This window comes from Paenibacillus sophorae, assembly GCF_018966525.1.
In the GTDB taxonomy this organism is placed as follows: Bacteria; Bacillota; Bacilli; order Paenibacillales; family Paenibacillaceae; genus Paenibacillus_AQ; species Paenibacillus_AQ sophorae.
In genome coordinates this window covers 5,385,025-5,406,330 of record NZ_CP076607.1, presented here as the reverse complement: position 1 = coordinate 5,406,330, position 21,306 = coordinate 5,385,025, and the positions used below count along the sequence as shown (strand labels likewise).

15 protein-coding genes are annotated in these 21,306 nt (G+C 50.2%); 12 read left to right on the top strand and 3 right to left on the bottom strand.

The features are described from left to right. Positions 1-103 precede the first annotated feature (103 nt). The 3 genes from KP014_RS26115 to KP014_RS26105 all read left to right on the top strand — a co-directional run bounded on the left by KP014_RS26115 (position 104) and on the right by KP014_RS26105 (position 1,791). Positions 104-631 (top strand): hypothetical protein, encoded by a 528-nt coding sequence (locus tag KP014_RS26115; protein ID WP_036605329.1) that lies wholly within the window; start codon positions 104-106, stop codon positions 629-631. Positions 632-645: 14 nt separating this feature from the next. Further along, positions 646-1,167, top strand: coding sequence for a DNA topology modulation protein (locus KP014_RS26110; RefSeq protein ID WP_036605353.1), 522 nt, complete (start codon positions 646-648; stop codon positions 1,165-1,167). A gap of 213 nt (positions 1,168-1,380) precedes the next feature. Next, complete coding sequence (locus tag KP014_RS26105) at positions 1,381-1,791, top strand: YhfM domain-containing protein (protein ID WP_036605326.1); 411 nt, start codon at positions 1,381-1,383, stop codon at positions 1,789-1,791. Positions 1,792-2,487: 696 nt separating this feature from the next. On the opposite strand, the gene KP014_RS26100 is transcribed toward KP014_RS26105, so the two are convergent. Then, the gene (locus tag KP014_RS26100) at positions 2,488-2,685 is read right to left on the bottom strand and encodes a hypothetical protein (RefSeq protein ID WP_036605324.1); all 198 of its coding nucleotides are present in this window, start codon (positions 2,683-2,685) and stop codon (positions 2,488-2,490) included. Positions 2,686-2,924: 239 nt separating this feature from the next. Here KP014_RS26100 and KP014_RS26095 point away from each other — a divergent pair, with 239 nt between their 5' ends. The 5 genes from KP014_RS26095 to KP014_RS26075 all read left to right on the top strand — a co-directional run bounded on the left by KP014_RS26095 (position 2,925) and on the right by KP014_RS26075 (position 16,493). Then, entirely contained in the window at positions 2,925-4,739 is a 1,815-nt protein-coding gene (locus KP014_RS26095; RefSeq protein ID WP_175491871.1) for a sensor histidine kinase, read from the top strand. Between the two features lie 24 nt (positions 4,740-4,763). Then, on the top strand, positions 4,764-6,392 hold the full coding sequence (locus KP014_RS26090) for a response regulator (protein ID WP_036605320.1): 1,629 nt from the start codon (positions 4,764-4,766) through the stop codon (positions 6,390-6,392). A gap of 180 nt (positions 6,393-6,572) precedes the next feature. Next, entirely contained in the window at positions 6,573-7,850 is a 1,278-nt protein-coding gene (locus KP014_RS26085; protein WP_051500720.1) for an ABC transporter substrate-binding protein, read from the top strand. A 78-nt stretch (positions 7,851-7,928) separates the two neighbouring features. Next, on the top strand, positions 7,929-14,849 hold the full coding sequence (locus KP014_RS26080; protein ID WP_036605319.1) for a TIM-barrel domain-containing protein: 6,921 nt from the start codon (positions 7,929-7,931) through the stop codon (positions 14,847-14,849). 69 nt (positions 14,850-14,918) lie between these two features. Continuing rightward, positions 14,919-16,493: an S-layer homology domain-containing protein gene (locus KP014_RS26075; protein ID WP_036605316.1), complete on the top strand. Its 1,575-nt coding sequence runs from the start codon at positions 14,919-14,921 to the stop codon at positions 16,491-16,493. A gap of 83 nt (positions 16,494-16,576) precedes the next feature. Here KP014_RS26075 and KP014_RS26070 read toward each other — a convergent pair whose 3' ends face one another. After that, the gene (locus KP014_RS26070; protein WP_036605315.1) at positions 16,577-16,789 is read right to left on the bottom strand and encodes a hypothetical protein; all 213 of its coding nucleotides are present in this window, start codon (positions 16,787-16,789) and stop codon (positions 16,577-16,579) included. Positions 16,790-17,207: 418 nt separating this feature from the next. Between KP014_RS26070 and KP014_RS26065 the strand changes: the two genes are divergently transcribed. Together KP014_RS26065 and sda are read left to right on the top strand one after the other, a co-directional pair. Further along, positions 17,208-17,870, top strand: coding sequence for a YheC/YheD family protein (locus tag KP014_RS26065; RefSeq protein ID WP_036605312.1), 663 nt, complete (start codon positions 17,208-17,210; stop codon positions 17,868-17,870). Positions 17,871-18,164: 294 nt separating this feature from the next. Then, positions 18,165-18,308, top strand: a complete 144-nt coding sequence (sda, locus tag KP014_RS26060) for a sporulation histidine kinase inhibitor Sda (protein WP_090834316.1) — start codon at positions 18,165-18,167, stop codon at positions 18,306-18,308. Positions 18,309-18,499: 191 nt separating this feature from the next. Here sda and KP014_RS26055 read toward each other — a convergent pair whose 3' ends face one another. Further along, positions 18,500-19,516 (bottom strand): NAD(P)/FAD-dependent oxidoreductase, encoded by a 1,017-nt coding sequence (locus KP014_RS26055; RefSeq protein WP_036605311.1) that lies wholly within the window; start codon positions 19,514-19,516, stop codon positions 18,500-18,502. A 295-nt stretch (positions 19,517-19,811) separates the two neighbouring features. On the opposite strand from KP014_RS26055, the gene KP014_RS26050 reads away from it, so the two are divergent. Together KP014_RS26050 and KP014_RS26045 are read left to right on the top strand one after the other, a co-directional pair. Beyond that, positions 19,812-21,005, top strand: a complete 1,194-nt coding sequence (locus KP014_RS26050) for an NAD(P)/FAD-dependent oxidoreductase (protein WP_036605309.1) — start codon at positions 19,812-19,814, stop codon at positions 21,003-21,005. A gap of 1 nt (position 21,006) precedes the next feature. Continuing rightward, positions 21,007-21,270, top strand: a complete 264-nt coding sequence (locus KP014_RS26045; RefSeq protein WP_036605307.1) for a hypothetical protein — start codon at positions 21,007-21,009, stop codon at positions 21,268-21,270. Positions 21,271-21,306 lie beyond the last annotated feature (36 nt).

The window sequence follows — 21,306 nt, the reverse complement described above, 5'->3', positions numbered from 1 at the left end:
AGCGGTAACTACATATAACACAGCATTCACGCTGCGGAAGTAGAGCTCCTGGTTCTGCCCAAGGCATTTTAGCGGATGAAGATCCAAAAAGATAGGAGAAGGCATGAATCATTTTAAATATTTAATTATTTTTATTCTTGTATGTGTATTCATCGGAGGATGTAAAAGCAATACAATAAACGAAGCATTTCGAAAACAACATCCAGATCAACATTATGAACTGCTTTATACAAAACAAGTAGAAGAGAAGGTCATTGGTTTTTACAAGGCTCCGTTTGATAGTGGTAATGTTGGAATCGGAGTAGCCATTTTTCAGGGAAGTGAACAGAAAGGTTGGAAAGTTATAGATTCATATTCTTATTATTCAACTTCTAAAGTCATTATTGAAGCTGGAAGAATTCATTTGGATCAGAATGAGAGTTATAGAATCTTATATGGCTTAATTGACACTCCTGATATAACAAAAATCAAAGTTACAGATAAACATGGAGAGATAATCGAAGGGAATATTATTAATACCAATTGGAAGAGAATATGGTATGCGATAGCAGAGATTAATGAAATGAAAGTAAAAGCCTATACGAAAGATGGAAAAGTAGCTGTTGAAGTGCCTTACAAAGACAAGAAGTAGTAATGGGAGGCAATATGAATCGAGTATTGGTTATTGGTTCAAGCGGAGCTGGAAAATCGACCTTATCTCAAAAGCTTAGCAAAATACTCAATATTCCGGTAATACATTTGGATGCATATTTTTGGAATGCCAATTGGGTTTCTAAACCAAATGACGAGTGGGATAAAATCGTTGAAAAATTTACGAACGAAGATCAATGGATAATCGATGGAAACTACTCAAGAACTATGGATATCAGAATTAAGAAAGCTGACCTAATCATTTTTTTGGACATGCCAAGGCTTCTATGTATTTACCGAATTATTAAACGGAGAATTAGGTATCATAAGAAAACTAGACCTGATATGAATGAAGGATGCCCAGAGAAATTAGATTGGGAATTTATTAAATGGGTTTGGAATTATAGAAAGAGAAGTCGAATGAACACAATAACGAAACTTGAATATATAAGAGAAAATCAACAAGTAATCATTGCAAAAACAAGAAGACAGGTTGATGAATTGATTGAAAAATTAGAGAAGCTAAGAAATATTTGAATGTAGCTCAGGAAGTTGCCGACATCTTCTAACAACATGTTCCGAATTCGGCTCCTACGGAGCCTTGGTCTGCAAGAGGGGTTTCGAGGAAGTGGATTTAGCAGACAGCTGTATCGACTAACCCCGTCATGAATGCCCTTTGGGCTTAAATCTGTAAGGCGTCGGGAACACAACAACGTTATGTTAAATCCCTTTAATGAATAATGAAAAGAGATGATAAACATTCATAAAAGATATTTAGTAGCCATATTACTGATCTTAGTTTTTGTTACAGGATGTAATAATAAGACGGATTCAAATGATTCGATTACCTCTATAAGACTTGATTGCCTTCAACCTATTAAAGATGAATTATGCGAGAGTAAATATTTTGAAAATGCGCGATCCATTAAGATAATTGAAGAAGCGATTAATAATGCAATAAAAATGAAAGGAGAACTAAATTATGTAGCAGAGTATAGCTTGACAGTTACATTTGCTAACAATACAACAAAGAATTATCATTTGTCGCTAGGATCAGATAGAACAATGAATGGATTATTGGTAGATCAATCAGATACAGGTCAGGGATACGAAATTTCAATGAAATATGCAAATCATTTGAGAGATTTATTAAAGAAATAGGAACGTTAGCTGAAATTCCGGCAAGTTAATTAATGAGATATCGAGGGAGGAATTTAATTGCCTTGGCCTATGGTAAACTTTGCAATTTCGACTAACCTTTCTTTTGGTGATCCATCACCAAATTTTTTATTAGGTAGTATTGCTCCGGATGCAATTCATATGAGAGGGTATATATCTAGGGAAGAGAAAGGAGTTACTCACCTCGTACGTAACGATAGACTGCCAGCCAAAGAATTGATTATGGAGAAGTGCAAGGAATATTTAACAAAGCGAACAGAGATCGAATGGAAGGACTTAGTATTGGGTTACTTTTCACACCAAGGGATATACTATAGAACCTTATGTTACTCAGCTTGAAGTAAATCAGTATAGGGATAATAAGATAAAATGGCTTCAAGACTATGAAAACGAAGCTCGAATAACACCGGTGTATTTTCAGACAGACATTATAAAAGGCTTTATAAATTAAACATCAATTGAATTGAAAGAGCTATTTAAAGACTGGAGTTTTAGGTATCTCGACGACGGCCGGAACATCAGTTAACATCATATTCCCGCTGCGTCACATTCGCTCCTTGGTCTGCAGAAGTTAGAGCTAGGAAGTTTATGGCTGGCAAGACAACCCTGACGGGTTCCAATTATGGCTCCTTTTTAAATGTTATTCTCTCTCCGCTCATTAAACCTTCAAGCAGCAACTCATCGCCTCGGCGAATAAACCACGAAATCAAACTCGCTTCTTATGTAGGATAAGCCCGCAATTTTCACGGTAAACGGCGTGTAGCGTTGGATCGAGCCACCGCAATTCACTACGGCTCCGTCTTTTTTGCGGATGATGATGCGAACCTGAGTGAGAGCGGCGGTGAACAGTTCAATATCCGTATCTAAATGACGCATAATTTGTGTGATTCCGCCTTTCTTTCATAATAATTTCTTCCATAATATAGGTAACTATTCGCCGAGTTGGCGGCAGAATCCTTCCGAGAATTTCAGATTCCCGAAGGTGCCGGGCGTTTCGTAAACAACCGCCGGAGGGATTTTTTGTACCTTTTTATAATAGAGCCCCTAAATCAGGTATGATACTATTAATTTATCGTGAAATCGTCTTCATTTATATTGGCAACGGTGGTGATAAGATGAAGCGCTTTCTTCTGGATCTGTCAAGCAGATACACCCGCAAGCTGGGGAATAAGCTGGGATTGGCGTTTTCGCTCATTGTCTGTGTGCTGATTCTGGTGCTTGCCACCGTGTCCTATTACCGAACAACCTGGATTATCAGAGACAATTACATTTCCAATACGGCCAAAGAGCTGAAGCATATGAACGAGAGTCTGGAAAGCTATGTGGCGCAGATTGACGCGCTGTCGCTGACGTTCAGGCGGGATGACAACTTTATGGAGGCGCTGATTAACGACGAAGAAGATTTTTCAAGCCGTCTCTATATCGAGAACCAGCTAAGGAACCTGTTCTTTTCCAGCAGAGATATCGCCGCCGTCTCCTTATATATTCCGCGGACCGGGGCCGAGTACACCATATCGCGGCTGACGGACTCGCCGAAGCTGGTAGTCAATTACCCTAAGTATATGATGTCGAACCCATGGTTTAAGGAGGCCAGCTCCAGAGCCAATACATTCCGGAGCATCAAACCGCCGCTGCAGTCATCCTGGGCATATAATACGGATAATAAACCGCTGTTTTTCACTTTTCACAGGGCACTCATCAATATTCCGAGCCAGAGGCCCTTGGGTATGGTGTCCATAACGATCAACTCCGCTTACAGAGATAAGATGATTAACGATATTCTTGAGCAGAGTGCCGAGGTTATCGCGATTTTTGACCGGAACAATACCTCCTTTTATAACAGCAACTCGAAGATATTAAGCAATGAAGCCGATCTGCTGCAATCCATTAACTGGACGAAGCCGGAAGGCTATCTGAACTGGAACAGCGGAAAGCAGGATTTTCTCGTCATGTACGACGTTTCGCCGGGCGACGGCTGGAAGCTGGTTAAGATGATCTCCACTAGTGCCTTGAACGAGCGGGCCAAAAATACGAGGAATCTGGAGTTTTTAATCGGACTGGTCTTTTTGCTGATTGGGACACTGCTCGTCACGTTTACAACGAAAACGATTACACGGCCGCTGAAGAGGCTGTCGAAGCAGATGGAAAAGGTCGGCGGTGCGAACTTCGATGTGATGATTGAAATTAACGGGAACGATGAGATCGCCTATCTCTCGAAAAAATTTAATGCGATGGTGGCCAAGATCAACGATCTTATTAATGAAGAGTATAAAGCCAAGCTGGGAGAGAAGACCGCGCGAATGAAGGCGCTTGAAGCGCAGATCAATCCGCATTTTCTATATAACGCCCTGCAGACGATTTCCACGGAGGCGCTCGTTCACAGGGTCGATCATATTGACCGGATGGTGCAGGCGCTGGCTTATATTTTACGGTATTCAATCCGGACCGGCGATAATGTGAATCTGTCCCAGGAAATGAGAAATGTCGAAAGCTATGTGATGCTCCAGCAGGCCCGGTACGGCGAAAGGTTATCCGTAACCATCGATTTGGAAGAAACAATCGCCGATATCCCCATCCCCAAAATGGCCGTTCAGCTTCTGGTGGAGAATTCGATCAAGCATGTTTTGGAGCAGACCCTGGACCCCGTCTTGATCAGAATTCGGGGCTATTTCAGGGAAGGCCGGACCATTATCGAGGTCAGCGACAACGGTCCTGGCATTCCGGAAGCCCGGCTCAAGGAACTGCTGGAACTGCTGCAGAAGGAGAACTGGATGAGCGGACAGCAGGGGGGGATCGGGCTAAAGAACTTGTCCGAGAGATTAAAGCTGCTGATTCACAGTGACGCCAGGCTGGATATCCGCAATCTTCCGGAAGGGGGAGCTTCCGTACAAATCATCATTCCTGTGGAGGCTGGAGGGATATACCCATGAGCAAAAATCGGGAGGGATCTTGACATGTATAAGGTGTTGATTGTCGATGATGAGCGTCCTGTCCGGATGGCGATCAGGCTCGCCGGAGAGTGGGAGAAGCTTGCGGTGTCCGAAATCGTGGAGGCTCCGGAAGCGCATACGGGACTCCGACTGCTGGAAGAGTGGAAGCCGGACATCGTCCTGGTCGATATCAAGATGCCCGTCATGGACGGAATGGAAATGCTGCGCAGAGCGAGTGCCCGGTACCCGGAAGTCAAATATATCATCGTCAGCGGCCTCGACGAATTTGAATACGCCAGGCAAGCCATCCAGTACCGGGTATTGGATTATTTGCTCAAGCCGGTCGACAAGGTGGAGCTGAATCGATCCTTGCGTGAGGCGGTCCGGCAGCTCGAAGAGGAAAGAAAGGACCGGGAGATGAAGCAGCGGCAAAGCATGATGAACAATTTGTCTCTGCCCCTGTTCAAGGAAAAGCTGCTGACCATGATTATCGACGGCGACCGCATCCATCCCCCTATTCTTGAAGATTACAAGAAGCTGACCTCCATGACGAAGCAGCATGTTCTTTACAGCTGCGCCATTATTCAGGTTCTTAATTTTGATGAGGTGTGCGCTTCCAAATTTAAGGGAGACTCGTTCTCCTGCTATTTTGCATTAACGAACATGATTGACGAATGCTGCGCTCCCTGGAGCCAGGGCTTCAGCTTCCGAAGCTACAAGACCGATCATGAGATTATCGTCGTGCTCGAAATCGGCACCCACCCGGAACCCAAGGTTTTCAGCGCGGCTAAAATGACAGAAATCATCCACTCTTTGCAGACCCTGTTCGGCTTCGCTTCAATCGCCGGGATTGGCGGTTTTTCTCCTTCCTTTGAAAAGCTGGGAGAATCCTTCGGCGAAGCCCATGCCATCAAGTCCAGCATCAACATCCTTAAATGCGAGAACCGGGTGTTCACGGAAACCCAGACCGGACGCAGGGCAGAATTGTCTTCTATTATGAACAAAAGAGAGCTGCTGATCCGCGCCTTCGAGAGCGGAAATATCGAGTTTACCCGGGGGATTGTGAATGGGTATTTTGACCTTATCAAACAGACCGGTTATTTCAGCATGGACGACGCGAGAAAGTCCGCCGCCGAATTTATCCTGATGTTTGAGGATATTGCAGCTCAGCTTGGCATCGCCGAGGACCCGCAGGGAAAGCCGTTATCCTTCGGAACCGTCGGCCCCTACCCTTCGTTCGAGGATTTCAGCGAGTTTGTGTTTCGCGTCATTTCGCTCGTGTTCGACAGAATTCAGGACGGACTGAGGAATTCGGAAGCTTTCAACATTATTCGCATTAAGAACTATATCGACGACCATTTTTTTACCGATATCAATCTGACGATGTTCTCGGAGCAGTATTATTTAAGCAAGGAATATCTGTCCAGACTCTTTAAAGAAAGATTCGGATTCGGCATCTACGAGTATGTGCTCAAGGTGCGAATGGACCGGGCCAAGGAAATGCTGGATGATCCGTCCATCAAAATCCAACTGGTCTCCAGCAAGGTCGGCTTTAACGACAATGCCTATTTCAGCAAAGCCTTCAAGAAATACACTGGCCTGTCGCCAAGCGAATACCGGAACCTGGCGCTGCAATCCAAAAAAAGCATCTGAGCCGGCTGTAAAGCTATATAAGGAGCGCGCCCGAAATCCATTGTGTTGGACCATTTTCGGAGTTCAGGATATTCCTATAAATGCTTCATTTTTGTACATTACAATCGGAACGGCTTCGCGTTATTCTGTCATAGAGGAGCCTTAAACGTTTACGTGGAGCCTGAATAAAGGAGCCTCAGGATGATGAAGAAACCGGTGTTCACCTCACTTAGTGTGATTCTCATGGCCGCTGCGTTCACAAGCTGTTCGTTTGGAGGCGGCAGTTACTCTGCAGAAACCCAGGATGTCAGCACGCAGGCCCGGCCGGTCGTCTTGAAAATGTTCACTTTTGGCGAAGGATTGTCGGAGCAGCTCCATGATATGGCGGAAAAATATAACGCTCTGCATCCGGAAGTTACGGTAGAAACAGAGCTCATTTCCAACGAGTACGATTCGGTCCTCCAAACAAAGCTGAATTCCGGCGATGTGCCGGATATCTTCATGACTCAGGGCTATTGGGCGAACCGGACGTATAAGGACATCGTGGTGGAGCTCACCGGTCAACCATTCCTGGATCAGATTGAAGACAGTGCCCTGAAAGCCGCCGAATTGGATGGCAAAATATACGGGATTCCCGTCAGCACCCAATCGTACGGCTTCATTTACAACAAAAAGGTGTTCGCCGATGCCGGCATTGACACCCTGCCCACAACCTATACCGGACTTGAGGAGACGGCCAAGCGCTTGAAGGTTAAAGGCGTCACGCCGTTCGCCAACTCATTCAAGGAATGGTGGGTGTTCAAGCATATCGCATCCCAGACTCTTGCGGCTGAAGAAGGTGATTATGCGCAAACGGCGCAGGAAATTTCGGAAGGTACAAAGACCTTTAAGGATTTGCCGCTGTTTGGCAGGACCTTCGATATGATCGATCTGATGGTCAAGTATGGCAGCGATAAGCCGCTGGAGACGGATTACGGCACAGGGCTTGCTCTGGTGGCTCAGGGCAAGGCGGCTATGATCCATAACGGGAACTGGGCGGAAGGGGATATGCTGAAAGCGAATCCGTCCGCTAAGATCGGCTTCTTCCCGGAACCGGTCGGAGACGATCCTTCTAAAGCGAGGCTGATGGTCGATTCCTCCGTGCTCCTTCGCATCAGCAACAGCTCCAAGCATATAGACGAAGCCAAGAAATTTCTCGATTACATCGTTACTGATTATATCAAGCAATATGGCTGGCACGGCGAGGTCCCGGTCTTGAAGGGCGGAGCGGCGCCTGACGGCCAGCTTGCCGCCGATACGATCCGCTATATGAACAAGGGTGAGACTTACCCCTGGGTTCAAGGATATTGGCCGGATGGTTTTGATACGGAGCTGGGGGCGCTGTTACAGGAATACGTAGCGCAGGCCAAGACAAAGGATCAGGTGCTTGACGAATTGACGAAGGCTTGGGTGAAGCTGGTGAAGGCTGCGAATATGTAAGGAGGTGAATTCCGCCGCCGGGCGTGATCTTTGCTTATATGGTTATCCACTCTATTCCAAATGGGAGGACACTAGGGGATGCAAAAAAAGAATAGAAAGCGATTACATCGCGTGATGGCCTCGATTATGGTGTTAAGCCTGATCGTGCCTGCATTCGGCTCGGGTTCCGTGGTGGCGCGGGACAGCGAGTTCACCAGAAAAGGCTCGGGGCCGATGTACTGGATCACGTATGAGCATCAATGGACCCAAAATACGTTCATGCCGGAAGATCGCTGGAAAGCGAACATCGACTGGATGGCGGAAAATTTTCAGCCGTACGGTTACGATATGGTCAGCACGGACGGATGGATTGAAGGGGCCACGCTATTAAATGAGAACGGTTACATTGTTTCGCATAATAATAAATGGATGACCGATCCGCTGGGCTCAGGCGATGATGATACAGGACCTGTATACGGAGTGGTCAACGGTGATTTCAGCGCTCCCGAGACAAAGGGCTGGACCTTTACCGGACCGGCTTCCCACGGGCGGAATAACGACAACGGCAATGATTCCTTGTATACGTGGTTGGATGATCCCCATAAAGAGACCGTCAGCCAGAGCGTTTATCTGGAGGATACGGGCCTGTACCGGCTGAGCGCAAAGGCGAAGACCAAGAACGGGATGTATACGGATGGCGTTCCGGCCTTCATGAAGATCAAGGGCTATGATGCCGCCGATCCTGAGGCTGAAACAGTAACCGCTATTACTTATGAGGATTGGACGGATTACAGCGTAGAGCTGAACATTACCCATCCGAACGTGTATCTTGAATTCTCGTATGATGCGCTAGCCAAATCGAAGAGAAGCGCCGGGCTGGACCTTGATGATGTGAAGCTAGAGAAGCTTACGGATGATGTGGACACCTCGAACCACGCGATTAACGGCGATTTCGAGCAGGGAGATTCCGTGGGCTGGACAATCGGGGATGGATTCCTTCACGGAACCAACGATGACGGCCCGGGAGATAAATCCCTGTGGACCTGGTCGAATGATGCCAATACGGTTCAGTCCATAAAGCAGAGCGTTACTCTGCCGAACGGCAAATATCTGGTAAAAGCCAAGGCTAAAACCAAAGACGACATGATTAAAAACGGAGCGACCGCCGTCTTCCGTGTCAACGGCTACAATTCCGCGGTTCCGGACGCGGCTCTGGCTAAAACGGTGACCAGCCAAAGCTGGACGGACTACTCGATCGAGGTCGATGTGACCTCGGGTTCGCTGAACTTGGAATTTGTCGCCGACCCCAAGGGCAAATCAAACAGCACGGGAATCGACGTGGACGATGTCGAGGTCAAATGGGCCGGACCGAATGACTGGCAGGGCTACCCTTCCGAGGTTTATCCGGACGGCCACAATTGGAAGTACTGGGGAGATTACATCAAGAGCAAAGGCATGAAGCTGGGGATTTACTATAACCCGCTGTGGGTTACCCCCGAAGTGGTGAAGCATCCGGACAAATACCATGTCACTGTGAAAAATGACGACGGCAGCACCGAGCAGATTCCGGTAGCCAGCCTGGTTAAGACGGAGCCGTACAATCTCGGCAACGGCAAGCAGCTGAACGGGGACCGCTTTGATGGCGGACAGGGCGCCGACCAAGCGCTGTACTGGCTGGACGTCAACAAAAAGGGCGCTAAAGAATACCTTCAAGGCTATATAAAATTCCTGGCTGAGCAGGGAGCTTCCTTCCTGCGCGTCGATTTCCTGTCCTGGTATGAATCGGGTTACGACCAGGGCCTTGGCCAAATCGGAACGGGCCATAATTCGGATACGGAATACGCCAAAGCGCTGCAGTGGATGGATGAAGCATCCGCCGACAATCATGTATTCCTCAGTTTGGTTATGCCGGACCTGAAGGGCCATGCCAAATATGAGCAGCAGTTCGGCGATATGATCCGCATCGACGAGGACGTATTCTCAGGAGGCTGGGATCATACCAGCGGACGCCGCCAGAACTGGACTCCCAGCTGGTCGCAGTGGGCCAATCCGTTCCAGGGCTTCACCGGCTTCTCCGATATTTCGGGCCGCGGCTCGATGATTAATGACGGCGACTTCCTGCGCCTGAACACCTATATCGGCCAATATGCCGACAACGAGCGGAAGACGGCCTTGTCTCTGTTCACAATCGCTGGCTCTCCGATTACGATCGCCGACCAGTACGACACCATCGGGGATAACGCCAAATTTTATCAGAATCCCGAACTGATTGAATTGAACAAATCGGGATTTGTAGGCAAGCCGATTTACTATTCCGAAGAACATTACAAGAACAATGCCAGCCGTGACAGCGAGCGTTGGGCCGGGCAGCTGCCGGATGGAACGTGGGCCATTGCCCTGTTCAACCGCAGCGACGAATCCAAAGCGCTGTCTATGGATTTCACGAAGGAGCTTGGGCTGGCTGACGGAGCGTATGTCCGCGACATTTGGGAGCACCAAGACCTCGGATATAAAAAGGTCTACTCCAAAACCCTTGAACCGCATGATGCTATCGTGCTGAAACTGATTCCGAAGACGGCTTCCAAGTCTTATCAGGCTGAAGTGGCTGCGTATCAAGGCGGAGCGATCTTCGGCAATGATGCGGCGGGATACCAGGGCTTTGGCTACATCGCCGGGCTGGATAAAAAAGACGCCAAGCTGACCTTTGCCGTCAGTGTTCCACAGGACGGCGACTACCCGCTGAATGTCCGCTACGCAAATGGCAATGAAGCGGACAGCCTACTTGCGGTATCCGTGGAAAATGAGGCCGGCAGCACAGTCGATTCGGATACGGTTGCTTTCAAGAGTCTCGGCAAAGACAACTGGGATAAATGGAGCAGTGCGGAAAAGACGGTTTCGCTGAAAAAAGGAACGAATCTGATCACCTTGAAGCAGACGGAGGACAGTGCGGGTTCCGTTCACATCGACTCCATCTCGTTCAGTTCCGGAACCGGCCAATTGATTAACGGTGATTTCGAAATGGGCAATGAAACCGGATGGACAGTGGATACGCACGGCACCACGATATGGCATGGCGTGGATACCAATGATGCCTTTGCAGGCCGCAAGCAGTACCTGTATTCGCCGGATGCCGGAGGTAAAGCGACATCCCAGCAGAAGATTACCAGTCTGAAGAACGGGCATTATACCCTTTCCGCTATGGTTAAGCTGATGCCGCATACCGATCCGACGTTTGCTGGCGGAACGGCGAAAATGGTCATTTCGCAGCCGGGCAAAGATGATGTGGCCGTTAATATTACGCCAAGCCTCAAGGATGGAGTTCCATCAACAGGCAAGACGAAATGGGAATCAGGCGATTTTGAGTACAAGGAATTCAAGGCCGAAGCGGATATAACGGAGCAGGAAGCCACGGTCAAGTTCATCATTGAGGCGCCTAAGGCGGACACTTCCATGCAGATCGACAATGTGAAATTTACCTCCGAGGAAGTGGTGACTGAAGCTCCGGCGGTAGCCTTGTACAATCCGGGCTTTGACGAAGGCTTCACCGGCTGGAGCCGCACGAACATGACGCATCAGGCAATCGCCAAAGACGGGGATAACGCCTTCGCCAGAATCGGCGGAGCCAGCGCCTATTCCTCCGATATCTGGCAGTTCAGCAATGCGCCGACAGACGGCGTATATCAACTGTCGGTGAAGACCCGCAAGACCGGGGACTTTGACAAGGCCCAGGTGTATGTAAGCTATTCCGGCGGCACGAAGAAGCTCGATATTCCGGCCGGAGCGGAATTTACGGAGCTGAAGCTGCCGAATATTCAGCTGTCCATGAACGAAGTGGTCAAGGTCGGCGTGATTTCCGAGGGCAAAGCGGGAAGCTTGCTGGGTATCGACGACTTCAAGCTGCAGAAGGACAATGACCAGCAGTTTAAAGACGTTACATTCGTTAGCAGTCTGTCGGAAACCGATCCGTACCAGGTGTCCTCAGGCGGAACGGGGGTTGTGCTGAATTCGCAGGGCAGCGCGAAGGTGAAGCTTGAATTTGTAAAAGCTGATACGGCCAAGGTATGGATGGAGCCGACCGGAACTTTTGCGAAGAAGGACACTTTCGTTGTCGACAGCGAGCAGGGAACAGTGAAGCCTGCCATTAAGAATATGGAAGACGAAGGCTACATTCTGATACAGACCGATGCTTTGAGTGTGCGAGCTTACAAGTCGCCGTTCCGTCTGGCTTACTATGACGCTTCCAACACGAAGCTGCTGTCCGAACAAATTAGCGGCGAAGGCTTCGGGTACGATGGAGATACCGGCATATATAGCGAGATGTCCCTTGCGCCGGATGAACATATCTTCGGACTCGGCATGGACCGCGACGCGCAGTCGTTTGACCGCAGAGGCAAGAAGGTCGTTATGGACAATGCGATGACCGGAGGTTACGGCGGCAATACGTCCGACGTTTCCAGCCCCTTTTTTACCAGCACGAAGGGTTATGGCTTGTATTTCGATAATACGTTCGAGAAAGCGGCCTTTGATATGGGGGCGGCGGATGAGAGCAAATACAGCTTCAGCGCGCCGAACGGGGAAATGCTGTATTACTTCATCGCCGGCGAGAACAACGGTTCATTGAACAGTATTATGAAGAGTTTTGGGGGCCTGACCGGCACCGCTCCGATTCCGCCGATGTGGACGCTGGGATATATGCAGTCCAGATACGGTTACAGAAGCTGGAACGAAGTGGACGGCATCGTGGACACCTTCCGCGATAAGAATATCCCGCTCGACTCCATGGTGCTGGATGTGTACTGGGCTAAGAAGAATCATTATTTCGATATGACCTGGAACGACGATCCTGCGCAGGACTTTACGAGTCCAAAGGCAAACATGGATGAACTGAAGGGAAAAGGCGTCAACATCGTAACCATCGTCGATCCTTACATCCAGGTTACGGCTTCCAATTTTAAAGAGGGCGACAGCAAAGGCTATTTTGTCAAGGACGCTTCCGGCAAAACGGTCATGTATCCGGCTTGGTACGGCAAAGCGGGACTGATCGACTTCACCAATCCCGAAGCGGCCAAGTGGTACAGCTCCCAGGTGAAAAAGCTGCATGATGCCGGCGTAAAAGGCTACTGGATCGACCTTAACGAACCGGAGCAGCCAACCGATTCTGTGAGAGACCAGTTTGCCGCAGGCAGCGCGGCGGAAATTACCAACGTGTATGCACTGAATGAGGCAAAAGCTTTCTATGACGGCCAGCGCGGCTACACCGACGACCGGGTCTGGACGCTGGCAAGATCGGGCTTCACCGGCATTCAGCAGTATGGCACCACCGTCTGGAGCGGAGACATTGACTCCAGTTGGGCTTCTTTCTCGCATCAGCTGCAGCTCGGCTTAAGCGCGGCGGCATCGGGCATTTCGTATTTCACTAACGATACCGGCGGCTTTGTCGGCAAACCTACGCCGGAGCTATACACCCGCTGGATGCAGGCGGCTTCGCTGATGCCGATTTTCCGGTCCCATGTGGCTCTTGGCGACAATCCTACAGATCCGACCAATATCAGAGAGCCATGGGCATTCGGAGACGCAGCGGAAGCTTCGGTAACGAAAGCGATCAACCAGCGCTACCAACTGCTGCCGTACATCTACTCTACGGCTAAGCAGACGGCAGACGGCGAAACTTCGCTGATGAAGCCGCTCGTTATGGACTACGCGAACGACAGCAAGGTTTACAACATTCAGGATGAGTGGATGTTCGGCGGTTCTATTTTGGCTGCTCCTGTGCATCAGGAAAAAGCAACGGAAAGAACGATCTATCTGCCAAGCGGAACCTGGTATGACTGGAACTCTGAACAGCAGTATACCGGCGGGCAGGAAATCACGTACAGCGCGGACCTGAATACCATTCCGATGCTGGTGAAGGAAGGCGCCATCATTCCGACCAGAGACGCGCAGGACTTCTCCGAACAGACTCCGGCAAGCGAATTGACGCTCAAAGTGTATCCGTTAATCAGCCGAGAGACTTCGAAATTCACGCTCTACGAGGATGACGGCAAAACGTATGCTTACGAGAAAGGTCAATCATCGGCAACCGAGATCTCGGCAAATTCGCAGAATGACAAAGTAGCTCTGAATATCGCTGCAATAAAGGGCAGCTACACAGGAAAGGTCGACCAACGGGTTTGGTCTTCCGAGGTGAAAGTCGGAGCCGAAGGCAAGACGGTCTATTCCGTCAAACGAAACGGCCAAGAACTGGCGGAGGTTAGCTCCAAAAATGCTGTGAACGAAGGCCAGGATGTATGGTACTACGATGCGTCCGCCCGCAAGCTGTATGTCAGAACGGCGAAGGTTGCGACTTCGGAGGCTCAGCAAATTACAGCCGCGCTGACCGCGGACGGAACCTCAAACATCAAAGACGTGACGCTGGACGCCGCTATGCACCGCGCTGGCAGCGCCAAGGATGTGCAAATCACCGCTAATACGGCTAACGTCGCTGACGGAACGGCCGTCAAAGCAGTCTTGCTGAAAAACGCCCTGCCCTATGAGGGAGTTCCGGCTGCTTCTGGCTCCGTTGCAGGAGGCAAGGCCAGCCTAACTCTGCCGCTGCCAGCCACGCTTCCCGCAGGTCCGTACCAGATCCGCGTCGAAGCCGGGAGCGCATCGTATACGTTGGACTATACGGTACTGAAGAGAATGGAAGACAGCTTCAAGATGGAACCTTCATTTAATATGAATAAGCTTGAAGCCGGCAAATATCTGGACGCCAAGGTCAAAGTAACGAACGCCTTGTCCGAAGACAAGCAAGTGATGATCATTGCCGCGCTCTATGATACGAACGGCGGACTGAAGATGGTCAATCATGCTTACAGCTCCTCACTCGTCAAGGCAGGCCAGACCCTGCAGCTGAATGCGGGCTTCCAGCTTCCGTCCAGTGTTGCGGGATACAAGGTTAAGCTGATGGTCTGGGAAGGCGAGGATCTGATGAACACCACCATGATGCCGCTTGCCGGCGTAACCGAGCTCACCCCTTGAACCATTATATTAGATGAAGGAACCCGGCGGGAATGCACCGCCGGGGCTCCTTTTAGAAGGAGGCAAACCATGAAGAAGAGCATAACCGCGCTAATCCTAATTCTGCTCCTGTCTACGTTCTGGCAAGTAATGGTTACCGCTTCGGAGACCGTCTGGTTTACGGATGTCTCGGCAAGCGCGGATGCGTCCGCCAAGCAGGGGGCGGTAACGGGGAAAGTTGCGTCCGGAGCTGGGCAGCTGGTAACGCTGAAGGTGGTGGAACCCGGCGGACAATTTTTTCTGGACAGCGTAAAAAGCGGAGATGGCGGCGTGTTCACTTTTAAATGGAATATTTCCGCCGAGGGCAAGTACGAGGTTCAGCTCGGCGTAGAGAACAGCAGCACTCCTTATAAGACCAGCTTTACCTACGGACTGGCGCCGTCTCCGACCGGAGCACCGACTCCAACCCCGTCTCCATCAACGGGTCCGGGTCCGGGTTCGGGTTCGGGCGGCTCGGGTGCGGCGGCCTCGCAGGCGCCTTCTCCCTCTCCCGCCAATATCGTGCGGGTGACGGAGGATAAGCTCACTTTTAACGAAGTCTTAAAAGAGGCGACGTTCAATCTTGGAACAGGTGCGGAAGCGCACATTCCGGCCGCTCTGCTGGAAAAGCTTGCGCAAAACGGTACCGGCTTAAATTTGGCGGGTGAGGAATTTACGCTTAAGCTGAGTGTTCAGACGCTCCGCGACCTGCTGGGCAAGGCATCCAAGGCGGGCGGCGGTGAAGTGGCTGTAAGTATCAACAAGGTGGCCGCTGCCGACATGAAATCGCTGCTGGAGCTTGCCAAGCAGCACAATTATGCAGAGCTCAAGCCAGGAAGTGATCTATACGAATTTGAGATGAAGCTGATCACAAGCGGCGGAGCCGAAACGGCGATCTCCGCATTTGATCATCCGGTCACACTCCAGCTTAAGGCAAACGGGCTTATCGCGTCCAAACTGGCTGGAATCTATTATATCTCTGATGCAGGGGAGCTTGAGTATACCGGCAGCCTGTCTGCAGGAGGTTGGCTCAGCGGCAAAATGAATCATTTCAGCAAATACACAGTACTGGAATACCGCAGGACGTTCACGGATGTTCCTGCCGGAAACTGGGCATATGACGCCGTTACGGAAATGGCGGCGAAGCACATTGTGGAAGGAATAAGCTTGAAGGAATTCGCGCCTGCACGCAAGGTGACGCGCGCCGAATTCGCGGCGCTGCTGGTGCGCGCGCTCGGACTGAGCGGAGGAAGCGCGTCGTTCACGGACGTCCCGGCAGGCAAGTGGTATGCGGATGAGGTGGTGGCAGCCCACCAGGCCGGAATCGTCAAAGGCCTCGGCGCAGCTTCCTTTAAGCCGGAGCAAACGATCAGCCGCGAAGAGATGGCGGCAATGCTCGTCAGAGCCTGGAGCGTCCTTCAGCCGCAGGCCCAGACCGAAAGCGCGGCGCCGCCGGTCTTTAAGGACCAAGCGGCAATCAGCGTTTGGGCGCGGGATGCCGCAAGCAAGGCGGCGGGACTTGGCCTGATGAAAGGCAGAAGCGCGGCGGCGTTCGTCCCGCAGGGAACGACAACCCGGGCGGAAGCGGCTCAGGCGATTGCGAATTTGCTGAATGCCGGGAATTGATACCGGCTCTGAATAAGAAAGATGCCCCATGCGATCAGCCGGGGCATCTTTTGTTGCTTGCAGCAGCGGGAACATACCCGCTTTCATGCCGCCAAAATAAACTTGTAGTTAATCATAAAGACGATCAAGGCCACGGATACAAGCGAGAAGGCGATACAGCCTGCGCCCAGCGCTCTCCGTCCATCTTTAATGAAGAATTTGACACCGAGCCCGCAGACCAGCAGCGTAGTTGCAGCCAGTACGACGGACGAGCCGACCATAGCGAACCAGTACAATACCTCAAAGAATTGAGCCATCGTAAAGCCTCCCTCTCACGTGTCCGAATAGATACTTTAAATATAAGCCATCGAGGCTCCTTTGGAAAGCGGTTACTTTTGCCGCCTTATTGGTCGACCCCCGCTCGATGGCCGTCCCCCGCTCGATGGCCATCCCCGCCCGATGGCCATCCCCCCGCCCCATGTCCGCAACTCGCCGCAGAAATATGTCGTATTACAGCGGCGGCTCAGGCGACATATTTCCCGCCTTTTCTCCGGCAGATGCCAGCGGCTCGGATGCTGTCGGATTTCGCAGGCTGTTCTCCCGGTCCTCGTGGCATCCGCCGCGGCATAGCCGCCCCTTTTTACACAGCTGCCTTCAGCTAAGGACAATCATACAGGAGGTAAAAGTAGTATTTGAGTACAGTATAGCAGGCTTTGAGAAAGGAGAGAGGGGCAAATGGCGGGAAGACAACTGGCCAGCAAATGGCGGAAGACTGAAGCGCTGCTCAGCGACAGCCGGATTTCCGGTTATATACCGAAAACGATGCCTTATAGTAATACCGCTCTGCATTCCATGCTTCAACGGTACGGCAATGTGGTGATCAAGCCGATTGTCGGCGGCGGGGGCTATGGCGTCATCAAAGTGTTCCGGGACGGCAGGGGGTATGGTTTTACCTATATGGACAGAACCAGAATATACCGGGACTATTCCAGCATGGCGGGGGCGCTGAAGAGAGTCAGGGTCAAGCGCAGCTATTTAATCCAGCAGGGCATATCGCTTGCCAGAATAGCCGGACGTCCTATCGATTACCGGGTCAAGGTCGTGAAGAACGGGGAGCACTGGGAGTTTCGTTCCATGGTTGGCCGATTGGCCAGACCCGGACTGTTCGTGACCAACCTATGCAAGGGAGGCACTATGCTGACCTGCCGGGAAGGGCTGAGAAGATCGCTTCCGCGGATTAAGATATCCGCCAAAAGAACGGAGATGCGCAATCTCACCATAACGTGTATTGGAGTGCTGGAGCGCCATTTTCCGGGAATCGGTGAACTCGGCTTCGATTATGCGGTAGACCGCTCGGGTAGAATCTGGATTCTGGAAGTGAACACAAGACCGCAATAATTTACGTAACGGGAAAAAATGGCGATAATAGTTCTTTCCGAATAGGGAAGAGAGACCGATTTTTAAGAATAGCTATAGCAAAAATGAATTTTTTTTATTATACTACCAAAGGCGAATCCTGTGTATAACTCTTATCCCCATTGTCCACCGCATTTTTCCAGCATTTATTACCTTTACCCACATATTATGCACAGGATTTCCACATTAGGCTGTGGATATTAAGAACACTTGTTCGAAAATTGATAGTTTGATATGATAGAGAAGAGCCAAATAAAGGAAAGGTAGGTGAACGTTGTGGTTGAATTATCGGATGAGATGTTGTTGGACTCTTATCACAAAGCCATAGAACTTCAACTGGAGCATGATTTTATCGCTCTGTTATTAGTTGAAATTCTCAAACGGAACTTACACTCTCCAGAGCATGCGGTACTTCAATAATGACTTCAGAATGATTAATGAAGCCCTACATAAAACTAAACCGCTACTAGAATTTAAATAGGGTATCCTTACGAGCTGTGATTAACTTCAACCCGTTAGGATACCCTTTTTATTTAACCTAACCCCACAATATGCAGCTTTGGCTCAGAAACCTCCTCAGGAGCTTTGCGGGGACTCCGAGAACAATATTATTAAGACGGTTGATCTTGCAGCTTCAGACTGCTGCTATGGCCCGGAGACAGCTTCGCTTCGGGATCAATGTAGATCTTGGCATTGTTGATGGCGGTCGGCGCCTCTCCAAAGCCTACGGCGATTAGCTTCAGCTTGCCAGGGTAAGTGGTAATATCGCCGGCAGCAAAAATGCCGGGGATGCTGGTCTCCATGCGGGAATCGACGACAACGGAACTGCCTTCAATTTGGATGCCCCAATCAGAGATTGGGCCGAGCGAGGAGAAGAAGCCGAAGTTAACGATTACACTGTCCACTTCAATATCCTGGGTCTCCTTTGTCTTGACATTGGAGAGCGTCACCTTGTTGATAAATTCATCTCCGTGCAGCGCTGAAATCTCAGTAGGGGTAATAACCTTGACCTTAGAGTTCATCAGATTCTCCACGCTATGCTCGTGGGCGCGGAACTTGTCGCGGCGGTGGATCAAAGTGACCTCAGCAGCGATAGGTTCAAGCATAAGCGCCCAGTCGACCGCGGAATCGCCGCCGCCGGTGATCAGTACTTTTTTATCTTTAAACGCATTCAAATCGCTTACAAAATAATGCAGGTTGGCTTTTTCGAAGCGTTCAGCTCCGGGAAGATCCAGACGCCGTGGTTCAAAGGCGCCAACGCCTGCCGTGATGATGATGGCTTTGGCGTGGTATTCCGCTTTATCGGTCGTAACGGCGAAATGGCGTTCGCCCCGTTTTTCAACGGAAATCACTTTCTCCTCCAGGCGGATATCACTCTGGAACAGAGCCATTTGCCGGGAAAGATTGTCTACGAGCTCTTGTGCCGTGATTTTTGGGAATCCTGCTACATCATAGATATATTTTTCGGGATAAAGTGCAGCAAGCTGCCCGCCCAGTTGGGGCATGTTCTCTATCAGAGTTACGGACGCCTGGCGCATTCCGCCGTAGAAAGCGGCGAACATGCCTGCCGGACCACCGCCTATGATGAGAAGGTCGCTCATAGGAGCGCCAAGTTGCTGGGAAGTCACAGAATCTTACACCTCCAAGTTGATATATTCAAAATGCCATACTACCCCATTATAAACATTGCGGGACCGCACTGCAAAGTGTCAGCTTTAAATAATTGGAGGAGCATGAGCCAGCAAACATGATAATAATTGCTATTTGCTTAAATACAAGGTAAGGATTACAATGTATATGATTATTTTCGGTTTATTTTAAGTTTTACTGGAATTTATTCCAATCTCTTGTGTATAATTTCACAAAAAACTTTATTTATTCAGACACTTTAAATCAGATTCGCCTGTTGGAAGGAGCCGGAAAATGAACAGTATTCCTAAAATCGTAATTCTAGGCGCTGGATATGGAGGTATACTAACCGCACAACGTCTGCAAAAGGCCTTAAATTACAACGAGGCGGATGTTACGCTTGTCAATCGCCATGAGTATCACTACTTCACTACGCATTTGCATATGCCTGCCGCGGGAACGGACAGCATCGACCATTCGCGCGTAGCCATTTCCAAGCTGATCGATGAATTCAAGATCGACCTTGTCAAGTCGTCGGTGCAAGAAATTCGCACCCAGCAGAAAAAGGTCATTCTGGAGGACGGAACGCTGTCCTACGACTATCTTGTTATCTCACTGGGCGGAGAGCCGGAGACGTTCGGCATTCCAGGGCTCGACAAGTATGCCCTGACGATCCGCAGCATCAACGCCGTTCGTCTGATCCGTGAGCATATCGAATATCAGTTTGCCAAGTATAAGAACGAGAATAACCCGCAGGAGCATATCAATTTCGTTATCGGCGGCGCTGGGTTCAGCGGCATTGAGTTCGTGGCCGAGCTGGCGGACCGGATGCCGGAACTGTGCAAGGAATACGACGTGGACCCTAGCCTGGTCAACATTTACAATGTGGAGGCCGCTCCGACGGCTCTGCCCGGCTTTGCTCCCGAGCTTGTCGAGCATGCTATAAATGTGCTTACAAAGAAAGGCGTAACCTTCAAAATCGGTGTAGCCATCAAGGAATGTATGCCAAGTGGCGTTCTGCTCGCGACGGGCGAAGAAATCAAGGCATCGACAATTGTCTGGACGGGGGGCATCCGCGGCAACCGTCTGATCGAAGCTGCGGGCTTTGAAGCGATGCGCGGCCGTGTCAAAGTGGACGAGTTCCTGCACGCTCCGGGTCATGACAATATCTTCATCATCGGAGACGGTTCGCTTATGATCGGACCTGAGGGCCGTCCTTACCCTCCAACGGCGCAAATCGCCATGCAGCAGGGCGAGTGCTGTGCCCATAATCTGGTGGCGGCGATCCGAAATAAGCAGCCGAAGAAATTCGCATTCAGCAATAAAGGAACGGTCGCTTCGCTCGGCAGGGGCCAGGGAATCGCCGTAGTCGGCGACAAGAAATACAAGGGCTGGATAGCCGCCCAGCTGAAAAAAGTCGTGGACATGCGCTACCTCTTTATTATCGGCGGCATTCCGCTCGTTCTGAAGAAAGGCAAGTTCCTATAGAATGCGGCACTGCAGCGTGCAAGTGCGGGGGCTGCTGACGCGGGACGAACTGGATCGTTACAACGGCTTGATGGAGGTCGGCTCCTATCTCGAGGATCAAAGCAGACATGATCTGGCCTATACCGTCCAGAAAGAAGTCGACCTGCTCATTCTGCCTGCGATTGAGCGGCTGAAGGAGAAGAGCCGGGACCGTGACCGGGCGACCGAGGATTACCTGAAGAGCCTGAGGGACGGGGAAGATGATGGAGAGTCTTCGGAAGGATAAATGATATGACAAAGGGTATGCCCTGGCGTTATACAC

Coding starts and splice junctions, on each gene's coding strand:
- KP014_RS26115 (WP_036605329.1), top strand. CDS start 104: ATGAATCATTTTAAATATTTAATTATTTTTATTCTTGTATGTGTATTC.
- KP014_RS26100 (WP_036605324.1), bottom strand. CDS start 2,685: ATGCGTCATTTAGATACGGATATTGAACTGTTCACCGCCGCTCTCACT.
- KP014_RS26105 (WP_036605326.1), top strand. CDS start 1,381: ATGATAAACATTCATAAAAGATATTTAGTAGCCATATTACTGATCTTA.
- KP014_RS26075 (WP_036605316.1), top strand. CDS start 14,919: ATGAAGAAGAGCATAACCGCGCTAATCCTAATTCTGCTCCTGTCTACG.
- KP014_RS26090 (WP_036605320.1), top strand. CDS start 4,764: ATGTATAAGGTGTTGATTGTCGATGATGAGCGTCCTGTCCGGATGGCG.
- KP014_RS26070 (WP_036605315.1), bottom strand. CDS start 16,789: ATGGCTCAATTCTTTGAGGTATTGTACTGGTTCGCTATGGTCGGCTCG.
- KP014_RS26050 (WP_036605309.1), top strand. CDS start 19,812: ATGAACAGTATTCCTAAAATCGTAATTCTAGGCGCTGGATATGGAGGT.
- KP014_RS26080 (WP_036605319.1), top strand. CDS start 7,929: ATGCAAAAAAAGAATAGAAAGCGATTACATCGCGTGATGGCCTCGATT.
- KP014_RS26045 (WP_036605307.1), top strand. CDS start 21,007: ATGCGGCACTGCAGCGTGCAAGTGCGGGGGCTGCTGACGCGGGACGAA.
- KP014_RS26110 (WP_036605353.1), top strand. CDS start 646: ATGAATCGAGTATTGGTTATTGGTTCAAGCGGAGCTGGAAAATCGACC.
- KP014_RS26065 (WP_036605312.1), top strand. CDS start 17,208: ATGGCGGGAAGACAACTGGCCAGCAAATGGCGGAAGACTGAAGCGCTG.
- KP014_RS26085 (WP_051500720.1), top strand. CDS start 6,573: ATGATGAAGAAACCGGTGTTCACCTCACTTAGTGTGATTCTCATGGCC.
- KP014_RS26095 (WP_175491871.1), top strand. CDS start 2,925: ATGAAGCGCTTTCTTCTGGATCTGTCAAGCAGATACACCCGCAAGCTG.